General features: G+C 67.4%; 7 protein-coding genes and 1 CRISPR repeat array. Of the genes, 1 reads left to right on the top strand and 6 read right to left on the bottom strand.

The window, feature by feature from the left end; all coding sequences use genetic code 11:
• Positions 1–144: 144 nt before the first annotated feature.
• Positions 145–2,185: direct repeats of the CRISPR family, unit length 29 nt; unit sequence GTTGCGAACCCACCTGGGGTGATGAGGAC.
• Positions 2,186–2,663: 478 nt separating this feature from the next.
• Entirely contained in the window at positions 2,664–2,900 is a 237-nt protein-coding gene (locus RM779_RS31810) for a hypothetical protein (protein WP_311621263.1), read from the top strand.
• 1,705 nt (positions 2,901–4,605) lie between these two features.
• Here the strand turns inward: RM779_RS31810 and RM779_RS31805 are convergent.
• The 6 genes from RM779_RS31805 to RM779_RS31780 form a co-directional block, all read right to left on the bottom strand.
• Positions 4,606–6,222, bottom strand: coding sequence for a recombinase family protein (locus RM779_RS31805; RefSeq protein WP_311621262.1), 1,617 nt, complete (start codon positions 6,220–6,222; stop codon positions 4,606–4,608).
• 194 nt (positions 6,223–6,416) lie between these two features.
• Entirely contained in the window at positions 6,417–7,712 is a 1,296-nt protein-coding gene (locus tag RM779_RS31800; RefSeq protein WP_311621261.1) for a cellulase-like family protein, read from the bottom strand.
• Between the two features lie 46 nt (positions 7,713–7,758).
• Positions 7,759–8,646 carry a carbohydrate ABC transporter permease gene (locus RM779_RS31795; protein ID WP_311621260.1) on the bottom strand — a complete coding sequence of 296 codons (888 nt, stop codon included), beginning with the start codon at positions 8,644–8,646 and terminating at the stop codon, positions 7,759–7,761.
• Entirely contained in the window at positions 8,643–9,584 is a 942-nt protein-coding gene (locus tag RM779_RS31790) for a carbohydrate ABC transporter permease (RefSeq protein WP_311621259.1), read from the bottom strand. The genes RM779_RS31795 and RM779_RS31790 overlap by 4 nt, the downstream gene beginning before the upstream one ends.
• Positions 9,584–10,897 (bottom strand): ABC transporter substrate-binding protein, encoded by a 1,314-nt coding sequence (locus tag RM779_RS31785; protein WP_311621258.1) that lies wholly within the window; start codon positions 10,895–10,897, stop codon positions 9,584–9,586. Before RM779_RS31785 ends, RM779_RS31790 begins: the two co-directional genes overlap by 1 nt.
• Positions 10,894–13,269 (bottom strand): beta-galactosidase, encoded by a 2,376-nt coding sequence (locus RM779_RS31780; protein WP_311621257.1) that lies wholly within the window; start codon positions 13,267–13,269, stop codon positions 10,894–10,896. Before RM779_RS31780 ends, RM779_RS31785 begins: the two co-directional genes overlap by 4 nt.
• Positions 13,270–13,591: the final 322 nt, after the last annotated feature.

The following is a 13,591-nucleotide window of genomic DNA, read 5'->3' as shown; positions in this document are numbered from 1 at the left end:
GCTACTTCGAGCATGTTCAGCGGCAGCATCGACGGTCAGCGTCCCCGTGGGGAGTCGTGACCACAGAGGTGGGGAATTGGCTGACGCCGATCATGCAGATCGTGGGGAATTGTTTGACCGTCGACAGGGGCTCCGGGAGCGCGCGTTGCGAACCCACCTGGGGTGATGAGGACATGGTAGCCCCTGGTAATTTGCAGGTTCGCGTTGTCGAGTTGCGAACCCGCCTGGGGTGATGAGGACACGGTCAAGAAGTACCGGTGGGTCTCGGCCCGCTGGCCGTCCTCAGTTGCGAACCCACCTGGGGTGATGAGGACGGGCGGGCGGAAGAAGAAGTCGGCATCCCAGAGCATGTTGCGAACCCACCTGGGGTGATGAGGACCGCGAGCCGGGCCAGGGTGCTCGCCCAGGAGGAGACGTTGCGAACCCACCTGGGGTGATGAGGACCAGGCGCGCGGAACGGACGGACGGACGGACGGGATCGTGTTGCGAACCCACCTGGGGTGATGAGGACCCCTGTGGGAGCTCACCTACCCCGAGGCGCTGGAGCGGTTGCGAACCCACCTGGGGTGATGAGGACGACCTCCCGTAGGGCCTACCCCTCCGTAGCCCTTCAGAGTTGCGAACCCACCTGAGGTGATGAGGACGGCGGCGGCGCGTGCCTGGTGGGTGTCGTGCCGCCGGGGGTTGCGAACCCACCTGGGGTGATGAGGACCTGGCGATACCTGGGAAGACCGCGGCGGCCGACACGGGTTGCGAACCCACCTGGGGTGATGAGGACCCGCGCGCGAACCGCGCCGCACGACGCGCCGCAGCAGTTGCGAACCCACCTGGGGTGATGAGGACCCTGGTCCCCGGCCCCACACGGTCCGGGCGCCGGGCAGGCGTTGCGAACCCACCTGGGGTGATGAGGACCTGCCGATCAGGTAGAGCGTCCCCCGGTTGAGCAGGAAGTTGCGAACCCACCTGGGGTGATGAGGACCACTATTCGTCGCCGTAGCTGATGATCGGGCCCTGCTGCTGTTGCGAACCCACCTGGGGTGATGAGGACCTGCGCCAGCACGGTCGAGTCCGCGCCACCGCGCGCGAGTTGCGAACCCACCTGGGGTGATGAGGACCGCCGAAGCAGCACCGCGCCGTCCTGCACACGATCAGTTGCGAACCCACCTGGGGTGATGAGGACCTGGCCCGTGCGCGGCTGCTGCCCTACTCCAGGGAGACGTTGCGAACCCACCTGGGGTGATGAGGACCCCGCGGTTGTCGCGGCCGGGGGCTACCGCCCGTCCGAGTTGCGAACCCACCTGGGGTTGCGAACCCACCTGGGGTGATGAGGACCCGCCACTCGTGACTCAGCGTCAACCCTCAATCGTTGCGAACCCACCTGGGGTGATGAGGACCAGCAATGAGAGCCTGTTGCGGCCGGGGCAGGTGTTGCGAACCCACCTGGGGTGATGAGGACTGGCCCTGCCGGAGGTCCTGATCGAGGCACGGTACCTGCGTTGCGAACCCACCTGGGGTGATGAGGACGGGGCACGAGGGCTTCGGTGCCCCCCGAACCCGGCGTTGCGAACCCACCTGGGGTGATGAGGACTCGGACCATGATTGCGACCAGGACGAAGACGAGCTGTTGCGAACCCACCTGGGGTGATGAGGACGGCCTGGCCCGGTGAGCAGTTGGTGCCGGTGCGCATGTTGCGAACCCACCTGGGGTGATGAGGACAGGGACCGCCGTGTCCCGCACGACATCCTCCGCACACACGCGTTGCGAACCCACCTGGGGTGATGAGGACGCGGCTGCTGGGCTGCCTGGACACGCTTCTGACGGTCATGTTGCGAACCCACCTGGGGTGATGAGGACCTGCCCGTCCTCACCGGCATCCGGATCGAGGCCACCAGGTTGCGAACCCACCTGGGGTGATGAGGACTCCCAGTCCGGCGTGCGGCCGAGCGTCTCGTGCGAGTACGGTTGCGAACCCACCTGGGGTGATGAGGACTGGACCGGACCGGGCTGAACAAGGGCACCGTGTCCCGGTTGCGAACCCACCTGGGGTGATGAGGACCACCGACCCCGCCCCGACGTGGGAGAGCGAGAGCCGGTTGCGAACCCACCTGGGGTGATGAGGACGTCAGATTGAACGCATGACGCAGAAGACACCGGCGTTGCGAACCCACCTGGGGTGATGAGGACCCGAGGGTAAAGGCCCAGGTCGGAGCCGCCGGGCGGCTGTTTCTGTAGCTGGGTTGTGCAGCAACTCGTTGGTAGTGCATCAGTGCTGGTCAAACGCTTGAGCGGCGCGAGAATGTAGCTCTCCATGGCCGTGACTTTCAGCGGCCCTGACTAGCTTAGACGGCCGGTGCCGAGTTGGTCGGGCTGACTTCTGGTCGCGCGCGTCAGAAGCTCCCGCCGATGTAGCGAGGAACGGTGGATCTCCTTGTGGCTTCGTAGGATGGCGGGCACTGCCTCGACCGCTGGCGAAGGGACGGCAAGCAGGCGGTTCTCCGCTCGGAGTGGCGTCGACTCAGGGGCCTCGGCGAAGCCTGTGGGTGTCGGCGTCGGGTGAATCTACGATTCTGGCGCGGTACCAGAGGACCACTTCGCCCTCTGTGATGTGGGCCTTGCGAGATGCGGACGGTAACCGCCTTCTCGCCGTACGGTCGACGAGGCTGTGCTCCGCCTTTGCGCGACCGAGATCGTTCTCGGCAAGACGGACGGCACCGTGCGGCCCGCCGTTACTTACGACCTCGGCGGCGGCCACCCGGCCGTCCGGGAGAAGGACGGTCTGGTCCACCTTGAGATCGCCGACCACCACGGCACCGCGCACCTGAGCATTGACACCTACCCAGCAGCGCCCCACACCTTTCGGCGCCCTGCGCGGCGAACAGCCCGCTGCCTGGCCGGATGAGAAGTCGTTCGTGGACTGCACCCACGACCCCACCGGTCTGATCCATCTCGGCCTGCGCCTCTGCGTTCCGACACCGGGCGCTTCATCTGCGCCGACCTCATCCGCGACATCGCAGACTCGCAGCGGATCAACGGCAACGCCTACGCCCGCAGGAAGGCGTGGCGCGTCGAGGTCAACGGGTTTGTCCCCTCACCAGGCCGGCCGCCCGCGGGCTGACTGCGAACCAGCTTCCTCACCACAGGCTCCACCGTGCTGGCGGGCATCCGGCATTCAGATGCATCGGGGCCATGACGTACCCGATTCTGGGTATCGGAGAGACTCGTGCCAATACGCTGCCCCCACATCCGCGGGGGCCCACGCTCTGTTGACGCCCCGGGAACGATGTGACTCGCGCACGGCGTAGGCCCGCCCCTCGGTGTCGGCCTCGTTGCACCTCCCCGGTGCGAAGCGCCGAGTTCGGCTGCTCTCGCTGTACGTCATTTGTCTGGACCGCAGCAGCGTTGTCACTTTTCTGGGGCGCTCATCAGTCCAGTCCGTCCGATCGGCTGCCGTACAACCTCAGATCGTTACGGATCGGGGTTGCCCGGCAGTGCGGAGTCCCGGCTCGTCGACCTCAGCCGTGACTCCGCACACCGACGCATCCGATATTCGCTCGTGCTCGGCGTCGGCCTTCGTCTCGGCAGAACCTCGACTTCGGTGCCCTGCCGTTCCCCCTGTCTGTATAAACAACGGTGTACAGGGTTGCGGGCGACTGTAGGCGGTTCTGGTGAATCGCGGCCGTTGTTAATTGCTGCAAGCCGACTGTCAGTGGATACTGTCATTAACGTGTGTAGATGGGCGGCTGTCTCGGAGCGCGTCGCTGCTATGTGACGAAGTGGAGAAAATTCGCGGTGTCGATTCCGAGGCGACCGCTCATTCCGAGCGGAAGCCGCCAACGCCGAACCTCCGCATGTGCCGAACCTCCGCATGTGTCGAACACGAGGCTTCGCGTTCGACATCGCGAGCAGGCCCTCCAGGTGGCACCGATACCGCCGAGAATCCGCCGTCCGGCGGGTCATCTTTCCTTACCGTGCCGACCAGAGAAGGAGTCTTTACCATGCCCCAACCGATCTCCGGCCTGCTCTCCTGTTCAGAGGGTTGGGGATTCCGAGTCGCAGGTGTTGCCACAGACCTGCGGTTGCCGGGTACTTGCCGTGAGGTGGGCGCTATCGACTGCTCATCCACTTCTCATGTCGGCCGTGCGGTAGCCCGTTGGCTCGTCGCCGAGGTCGGTGTTGGGGCGGTCGTTGAGGTGAGGTTCGCCGACCAAGGAGGAGGGAAATGAAGCGAGACGGCGCGGCGGGCTGTGGGGGGAGAGAGCGAAGGGGTGGAAACGCGCGCGATGATGCCAGCTCCGGAGATTCCCCTACCCGCGCGACTGGTTCCGCGGTAAACGAGCTGCCGACCGTGGCATCGCTACCAGACCGCTGGCCGGCTTCGGTGATTGAGAGCGAGATTTTTCTGGTCGACCATGACGGTAGCGAGGAGCTGTATCGTCCTGGAGCTCTGGAAGTCAGCCGAGGGCGGCCAGGAGAAGTGCCTGGTTGAGGCAGGCTACTCCTTGGCCGGGCTCCCCGATTCGCTGTCGACGAACGTGTTCTGTCGGAGCGGGAACCGCCTTGGTGGCTGGGGCAGGTGACTCTCCCCGCACCGGCAGCTCACCACCTCAGAAACGGTCGGCGAAATCGTCTTCCTTGATCAGGAGTCGGTCTCTCACGTCCTTGGGGATCGACAACTTCATGTGGATCTTAGGGGCCCGCATCCTGGGGATCTTGGTGCGGGCGACCTCGCACTTGATGCCGACGCGAAGGAGGTCTTCTGCCATCGCCTGCATGCCGCCCTCTTCCCAGTGCTGGCGGAAGGTCTTGCCGTTGGCGACCTTCACCCATCGATCTTCCGCCGAGGCTGGGTCGATCTGCTCCAGTTCGGCGATGAGCTTGTCCAGGGTGGCCTCCGCCTGTTCACGGGTGAAACGCGTTTTTTGGAAGCGGCCACCGGGTTCGAGTTCCCGCATGTAGTAGGAGATTGAGCTTTCCAGCCGCTTCAGTTGTTTTCTGGCCTCATCGCCCTTCACATACTCGCGGGTCTGGACGGGCTCGTCGCCGAGGACGGTGAGTACGTCGTCGATCAGCCGTTGGTAGATCGCTTCGGGGTTGGGCGCGCCGCGGCCACCGCTGGGACACTGGCGGCAGCGCAGGTACGAGTACTCCTTTCCCTTGGTCGTGGTCTTGTGGACGGTCATGTTCGTACCGCAGTCGACGCAGACCAGAACGCCGAGAAAGGATGTGGCGCCGTCGGGCGTGCGTGTGGGCTGGTTCTTCGAGCGGCGGTCGAGAGCGGCTTGGAGGTCGTTGAACTCTTCCTCGGTGAACACAGGATCAGCAACCCGGATGGGCTTGCCGTCCTGGCCGAGGAGCAGCTTCGAGCGGCGGATGCCGGCCTTCCTGTCCTCTTCCACCCGGTAGCCCATGAGAGCGGGGTTGCGGAGGCGGCGCAGCAGGGTGGAGGTGGTGAGTCCGTCTCCGACCAGGCCGGCGCGCTTGAGTACGATCGTCATACGGCGGGCGGAGATGCCTCGCAGGGCGGCGCGTCGGCACCAGTGGAGGGCGCGGTGCGCGGTCCGGTCGATGCGGAGGCGGACCCTGCCGTCCTCGTCTTCGAAAGTCTCGTAGCCGTAGGCGGGTTTTCCGACGAGCCAATCGGCCTGGGTCTTGGCATAGTCCCAGAGGCTCGTCACCCGGGTGCTGGTGTTGGCGGCCTCGATCTCAGCCATGCCGCCGACGAGGGTGACGATGATTTTCCCGATGGTGGTGGTCAGGTCAATGGAATCGTGCTTGGAGACCAGGTTCTTCTGGTACTTGAGGCACCAGTCGATCATGGTCGATAGGTCGGAGAGACGGCGTACGAACCGGTCCAGCTTCCAGAACAGTAGAATGTCGAACTCGGGTGCCCGGTTGTTGAGCCAGTCGCCGAGCTGCTTCCGCTTCCACGGCGGGACCTTGGTGGCGGAGACATTGAGATCGCTGGCAACGCCGACGACTCGGTAGCCGCGCTCTCGCGCGAGGAAGCGAAGGTCGAGTTCCTGTCGGACCGGGGATGTGGTGTCCTCGGTGAGGATCGAGAGCCGCACCGAAAGGAGGGCGCGGGGCGCGTTTGCCGGAAGAAGGTCCTCGGCTCGCTTGAGTTCTTCGAGGAGGGCCAGGTCGGCGGCCGACCATTCCGCTGCCACGGTGTACTGCTGCTTGTGCTCGGCTGTCCTGCGATTGTTCCTGCTTCGCCGCATGGGCGCAGGTTATGTGAATGGAGAGCAGTTGTGGACGTATCGGCTTTTGTCCGCAGCTGGACACCAAGATCCAGATCGGTCCCACGGGCAAGAAACTGCTGCCGCTGCAGGTCGTGAAGTCGGGCGCTGAGCCGCGTTGACGTGGGAAGGGCGAACCGGGGTTCGCCCTTCCGCCGTTCGGCGTCGACGTGAGTTCACGATCGTTCTGGCGACGCCTCTGTCCCGGAGAACGTGCCGTTGCACTCGCGCTGGAGTGCGATGTCGTTCCACATCGGATGGTGTGGAGCGGCGTTGGAGCACACGATCGTGCCCCATGCCCCGGCCCGCGCGCTGAGGCGGACGGCCTCCCGGCAGACCTCCGCACCGACGGGCCCTTCCTCGAAGTTGCCGCTCAGCGGGGTGTAGCCGATCCACCCTTCGCCGAAGACCAGGGGAATCCCGCGTCCGGCGCACTGATCGGCAGCCGCGGAGATCCAGGTGTCCAGGGTGCGCAGCATGGACCTGCGGTGTTCGCCGTAGCGTTCGTACAGGAACCGGTCCCAGGCCTCGGCGTCGCACCAGTCGTGCACGTAGATCTCGGGCTTGCCGACGATCGTGGCCTTCAGCCGCCATTCCTCGCCGGCGGGCGGACGCCACTGGTCGAACGTCGGGGCGCCGGGGCGCATGAGGTCGGCACGGGCGCGTTCCTCGTCGAATCCGCCGTCGGTCGAGCGCAGGCCGTAGCCGATCACGAGTTCGTCGAGAACTCCGTAGACGTAGGGGTGGAAGACGCCGACGTCGATGTTCTCGGGTATGCCGCGGAACGCGTCCAACGGTACGCGGGCGTAGTTGACCGTGACGGGGACGTCGGGTTGGCGTTCGTGGAAGCGGGCCAGGCCGCGTTCGAGGCGCTCCCGCAGCTCCACGACGGCCGGTTCGCGTCCTGGCAGGCCTTCGGTGAGGTATCCGCCCTGGACCTCGTTGTGCAGTTCGACGAACGCGATCACCTCGGCGAGCCCTTCGGCTTCCGCGAGTTCGTAGGCGTCGGCGAGGGCGTCGGCCAGCCGGGTGGGGCGGTCCTCCGGATCGACGGCCATGAGCGCGTCGAACCATCGTCGGTCACCGGCGAAGGAACTGCTCTGCTGGTACTCCCAGCTGGAGAGGATCACCACGACCCCGTGGCGCCGGGCGGCGCGCAGCAGTTCGAGCAGATGGGCCCTGGGGGCGAGCCGGACGCGGTGGCGTACGTCGTACCAGCGGGTGCCCTGGCCGTACTCGCCGCCGAGTGGGCCGAACTCCATCTCTCCCGACAGCCCTGAGCCGAAGATCAGGTAGGGCATGGCGCAGATCCGGATGGTGTTGTAGCCGCGCTCGACGGCCTCGGTGAAGGCGCGGTCGAGGTTCTCGAAGGGCTCGTCAGGGCCGGTGCGCGTGTACCAGCTGAAGTCCCACAGGCTGATGGTGAGGCGGTCGGGCAGGTGTCGCGGGAGCGGTACGGGTGTGTAGGACATCTCTGTTTCTCCGCGGTGGGTGCGCGTTCGTCGTTCGAGGGGGGCGTCAGCCTTTGAGCGCGCCGGCGCTGAGGCCGTCGATGAGCTGTTTGCGCAGGGCGACGAAGACCAGGATCGAGGGGATCGCGGCCAGCATCGATCCGGCGAGAACGATGTCGTACTGGCGGCCCTCGGCGCCGAAGATCGCCTGGAGCCCCAGGGGCAGGGTGTAGGAGTCCGGGTCGCCTATGACGATGAGTGGCCACAGGAAGTTGTTGTAGGAATTCAGGAAGCTCCACACCGCGAGTGCGGCGATCGCGGGGCGTATGAGGGGCATGACGAGCCGCCAGAAGAGGCCGGCCTCGCCGACCCCGTCGATCCGGCCGGCGTCGAGGATTTCGTCGGGGACGGACTGTGCCACGAACTGGCGCATCATGAAGATCCCGAAGGCGGGCGCCACCCAGGGCACGACGAGCGCGAACCACGGGTCCGCGGTGCCGGTCCGCACCAGGAACACGAACAGCGGCACCACGATGACCGCGAAGGGGATCGCGAGTGAGCTGAACATGACGTTGAACAGCACGTTCTGGAATCGGAACCGGTACTTGGCGAAGCCGTACCCGGCCATCGAGCACACCACCACGGTGATGGTCGTCGAGGCGAGCGCGATGAGCGTGGAGATCAGGAACCACTGCCAGAACGGGTGCCCGTCGAACAGCGACGTGTAGTTGTCGAGGGTCGGGTCCGGCGGGAGCAGGCTCGGTGGGTGGGCGAAGATGTCGCTGCGTCGCTTGAAGGAGGAGAAGAGGGCCCACACCAGGGGGAACAGCCAGAATGCCGACGCGAGGACGAGTCCGGTGTAGAGCGCGACGCGACCGGGGCGGGCCGGGCGCGAACGGCGGGCTCCTCGCCGGGCAGGCGTCGGCGTGGTGGGCGGGGTGGTGGTTGTGGTCATCGGTTGTCACCCGCTCCGAACACTCGGATCGCGATCCGCCCGAGGAGGAAGACCGCGACGAACATGACCACGCCGGCGGCCGAGGCGTAGCCGAGTTCCTGACGCTGGAAGGCGGCGCGGTAGATGAACTGGGCCACCGACATGGTGGCTTCGCCCGGCCCGCCCTGGGTCAGCAGGAAGGGCTCCTCGAAGATCTGCGCCGTGGACACCAGAACGGTGACGCCGATGAACGCGGTCACCGGGCGCAACTGCGGGAGGGTGACGCTCCAGAAACCGCGGATCGGGCCCGCCCCGTCGATCTGGGCGGCCTCGTGCAGCTCGTGGGACACGTTCTGCAGGCCGGCGAGGAAGAACATGGTCAGGTAGCCGGTCCAGCGCCACAACACCAGGATGATCACCACGACCTTCGCCCAGAACGGTGAGGTCAGCCATTCGATGCCGGAGCTGCCGAGGACGGATTGGGTGAGGCCGTTGACGAGGCCGAACTGCTGGTCGAAGAACAGGCCGAAGACCAGCGCCACGACGATCGGGGACACCACCACCGGCAGGAAGAAGATGGTGCGGAAGAAGTCCCGGAGCTTGAGCCCGCGGGCGTTGAGCGCGGAAGCGATCATCAGTGACAGAGGCAGGACGACGCACATCGTGCCGATGGTGAACACGCTCGTGTTGAACACGGCGGTGTAGAAGCTCGGGTCGTCGAACAGCCGGGCGTAGTTGTCGAGCCCCACCCATTCCGGAGTGCCGACGCCCGTCCAGCTGGTCATGCTCAGGAAGGCACCGATCGAGATCGGGACAACCATGAACAGCAGGAACAGGACGTAGAACGGGGAGATGAACAGGTAGGGCGCCCACGTCTGTGCGCGTGAGGCGCGTCGTCCGGCGGCGGGTTGGACCGCTGCCGGGGCAACTCTGGTGTCGGGGGTGTCGGTCACGGTCATCAGGACCTCACCTGTCGGCGGTAGGAATCCGTGGCCCTTCGGATGACTTGGGCGGGGGTCAGGTCGCCGTCGTAGAGGCCGAGCATCGGGGCGCCGAGCGCCACCACGAGCGCTTCGTTGTTCTCCGACAGGAAGAACTCGGGCAGGTCCTCGGCCGCTCGGCTGTACTCCAGAAAGGACTGCTGGCCGCCGAGGAACTCGTCGCGGTGGGACGTGAAGTCGGGCGCGGTGTAGAGCGAACGCAGGGTGGGCAGGAACCCGCCGGTCCGGAAGCGGAGCAGTTGGCCCTCGGGGGTGAGGTAGACCCTGCGCAGGAAGTCCAGCGCGGCCTCGCGTCCCGGGTTGACCGCGGACACGGCGAACCCCGTGCCGCCGAGGGCGGACGCGATGTGGCCGCCGCCGCTGAAGCGCGGCAACGTCCGAAGCCGCCATTGCCCGGCCTGTTCGGGGGCGTTGGCCTCAAGGCCGTAGACCCGGTACCACGACGGCATGGTCAGCGCGACGAGCAGGCCGGATTTGATGGCAGCTCCCGCCGCGGCGCCGTAGGGGTCCCCGACGACCAGGAACGAGCCGTTGGCGACGCCGCGTTGGATAAGGTCCAGCGCCTCGACGGACTCGTCGGTGTCGATGGTGAGGTTGCCTTCGGCATCGAACGGGCTGCCGCCACGCTGCACGAGCAACTGGAGGTAGGTGTTGTACAGCGAGGTGTTGTCGCCGTTCGAGACGATGCTGATCGACTTGCCGGTGGCCTGGTTGAGCCGGCCTCCGATGTCGAGCATCTCGTCCCAGGTGGCCGCGTCCGTCGGAAGCCCGGCCCTGGCGAACTCGTCGGGTCGGTAGTAGAGGACCGAGATCGACGTATCGGAGTCCAGGCCGTACAGACGTCCGTTCAGACTGTAGGGCGCACGGCGCAGCAGGTCGTCGCCGAACGGCTCGGCGATCTCCGAAAGGTCCAGGAACAGGGACTCGGCGAGTTCTCCCTTCATCACCCGGGGGAACTCGGAGATGATGATGCCCAGCAGGTCGGGCGGGGAGCCGTCGGCCATGAACTGTGTGATGGTGCGCGTCAGCAGGTCGGAGCCGGAGGCGGCGGTCACCTCAAGGGAGGGCGTGTACGCCGACCCGCGCATGATGCTCCGGTCGCTCAGGGCGGCCTGGAATGTCGCGGTGTAACTCGGGTCGTGGGTCCACAGCTTGAGACCGACCGGGCCGTCCGTCACCGGTTGGGCGGGGGACGCGGTCGCACACCCGGTGGCCAGCGCCCCCATCCCGCCCATCACGGCGAGGAAGCGACGTCGGCTCAGCCTGCTCACGGCGCACCGATCCCGACAGCCGCACGGTAGACAGGGACCAGCCGGGCTTCCCGCAGTCTCAGGGTGACCTCGTCCGGGCGTAGGTGGTCGGGCACGTGGATCTTCGCGGCGGGATCGAACGGGAGCAGCCGCAGGACCAACTCCGCACCGTCCTCCAGGGCCGCTCGGTGCCGGGTGAGGTCAATCTCCCAGGGGGCACCGTTCCAGTACTGGTCGGCTACCGGAGTGCCGCCGATCTCGGCGCGGGCGACGTCCCCGACCCAGTCGAGCCGCAGCAGCAGTCGGTGGGCCGCGGTGAAGGCTTCATGGCCGAACTCGACGCGATGGGCGGCGGCGAGGGCGTAGTCGTCGTCGGTGGGAGCGGCGGCGCGCTTCAGCGGACCGCCGATACGCTGCGGTGCCGGCCCCTTGGCCGCGGCGAGTTCGACCAGCGCGGCCTCGGGCACGGCCGTGGGTGCGTCCACCGCGAACCGTGCGAAGATCCCGCTTTCCCCAGTGGCGCGCAGCCTGAGCCGCGAGGTCACCGGGTCTCGCGGGGCGACGGTGCCGGTCGGTGCAGGATGGACGAACAGGGTGCCGCCGGCGGGCCCGCTCTCGATGTGCAGGTGTCGTCCGTCGGGCACGACGTGGATGCCGTCTCCGACGAGCAGCCGACGAGTTCCCCACAGCTCGCCGACCGTGGTGTGGCGGGCGGTGTGCTCATCGAGGACCAGCAGTCGCAGCCCGTCCAGCCGGATGAGCGCGTCCGTGCCGGGGTGCGGCACCCGGACCCGGGTGCGGTCGGCGCCGAGGTCGTCCACGATGACGCCCGGGCCCTCGACCGAGGCCGGGTCGACACCGGTGAGGACCAGTTCGACCGGGATGCCGGCGGTGCGGGTCAGCACGACCAGGTCGTCCAGGACGGCGACGAGTTGGGCCGTGGCCGACTCCAGGGTTGCCGCGCCGGGCAGCGGCCAGCGGAACGGCCACGCGAAGTAGGCGCCGGAGGGGATGTCGACGGGCTCGACGGGCAGCTCAAGCGGTCCGTCCGGCCCGTCGAGACGGAACCGGACGGCGCTGTGCGCCGCCAGTATCTCCCCGCCGGGCTGATGCGTGTTGACGAACACCATCCCGGATATCCCGTCGGTGCGCGCGGCCCAGCGCAACGTCTCCCGGTCGTCGAGGTCTCGGGGGCCCTCGGCGGGTTCGACGAGCCCCATCGGGGCCAGTCGTTCGCCCGCCGCCGCGAGCAGATGGTGCTGCAGCCGGAGCAACTCGTAGCTGGGGCGGACCTGTCCGTACTCCCCGAGGGGGGCTTGGAAGTCGTAGCTGATGACCGGCAGGTCGTTGGGGTAGCCGGTGTCGGTCGACTCCTGCATGGTGGTCGCGGCGTCGGTGACGTGTGAACCGCCCTGGTACATGTAGTAGCCCTGCCAGGCCGACCCGGAGCCGATCTTGGCGAGCGCCAGCGCGGCCACGTCCTCCGGCGGGACGAGGGGGCGGCGGTGGTACGTCACCTGGATGCCGCCGCCGAGTTCGCAGGTCGCGTACGGGTAGCGGTCGAGGGCCGGGCCCTTGTCCGCGCTGGGCCGGCGGCGCAGGTCCGCGCCCACGGTGTGGTCGTCGCGCAGCGCGGTGAAGAAGAAGTGCCGCCTGTTGTGCCGGGCCCATCCCGGATGGGCGTCGTCCCACGGCGCCTCGGGATAGCCCGCGTAGACCGGCAGGAACTCGTCGGCGGGCAGGTCCGCGCCGCCCCAGGCCGTCGCGGTCCACAGCGCCGGGGTGATCCCGGCTTCCCGGGCCATTCGCTTGAGCGTGCGCAGGTGCTCGGGCTGGTCGTACAGCTCGTTCTCGATCTGGACGGCGACGATCGGCCCGCCCTGCGCGTGGTAGAGCCCGTCGAGCTCGGCGCTGATCCGCGTGTAGTAGGGCCGGACGAGGTCGAGGTAGGCAGGGTCGTCGGTGCGGGTTCTGGTGCCCGAGTGCTGAACCCACTCCGGGAAGCCGCCGTAGCGGGCTTCGCCGTGCGCCCAGGGCCCGATCCGCACCACGGCGTCCAGACCGCACGCGGCGGCCGACTCGACGAACGCCCGGACATCGCGGTTGCCCTCGAACCGGAACTCACCCTGTCGTTCCTCGTGGTGGTGCCAGAACAGGTAGGTCGCGACGACGCCGACCCCCCCGGCCCGCATGCTGAGCAGTTGCTCCCGCCAGTCGGCTCGGGGGTAACGGGTGAAGTGCATCTCGCCCATGACCGGAAACCAGGGGCGCCCGCCACGCAACAGATGAGTGCTGGTGGCCACGATCCGATCCGGCTGCCCTTCGGGCTCGCTCATCCTGAGATGGCCGACGAGCGGCTCCGGGGGCGGGCCCAGCCTCAACTTGTACACCATCGGTCTCCTTGCCTCGGCGCCGGGCCCGGGTCGGCCTGTCCGGCAAGCCGGCGTCATCGATGGACGCAAGTTAAATCATAATTTCTGAATAGAGAACCCCCTTGCGTGCCGAGCTTGGCATGGTCGCACCGGGGGAGGCGCGGCGCAGGGCGGCGGCGCAGAGGGGAACGCCACGCGCACGGCCGCGCGGTGCGCGCGGGCGGTCGGGGCGACGACGGGGCGACGACGGGGCGACGACGGGGCGGTTGCCACGGACGGCGTTGCCGGTCGGAAGCCGCCCTGTCGCGCGGAGGCGGACGTCGTGGAGCGTTCCGGCGCGCCG

It is taken from the genome of Streptomyces johnsoniae, from assembly GCF_031845565.1.
GTDB classification, from domain to species: domain Bacteria; phylum Actinomycetota; class Actinomycetes; order Streptomycetales; family Streptomycetaceae; genus Streptomyces; species Streptomyces johnsoniae.
Note: the sequence above shows the minus strand (reverse complement) of the source record. Positions and strands in the feature narration are given on the sequence as shown.

What these genes read in the sequence shown, in the direction of transcription:
- RM779_RS31805 (WP_311621262.1), bottom strand. Translation starts at nt 6,222, where the DNA reads ATGCGGCGAAGCAGGAACAATCGCAGGACAGCCGAGCACAAGCAGCAG.
- RM779_RS31800 (WP_311621261.1), bottom strand. Translation starts at nt 7,712, where the DNA reads ATGTCCTACACACCCGTACCGCTCCCGCGACACCTGCCCGACCGCCTC.
- RM779_RS31795 (WP_311621260.1), bottom strand. Translation starts at nt 8,646, where the DNA reads ATGACCACAACCACCACCCCGCCCACCACGCCGACGCCTGCCCGGCGA.
- RM779_RS31790 (WP_311621259.1), bottom strand. Translation starts at nt 9,584, where the DNA reads ATGACCGTGACCGACACCCCCGACACCAGAGTTGCCCCGGCAGCGGTC.
- RM779_RS31780 (WP_311621257.1), bottom strand. Translation starts at nt 13,269, where the DNA reads ATGGTGTACAAGTTGAGGCTGGGCCCGCCCCCGGAGCCGCTCGTCGGC.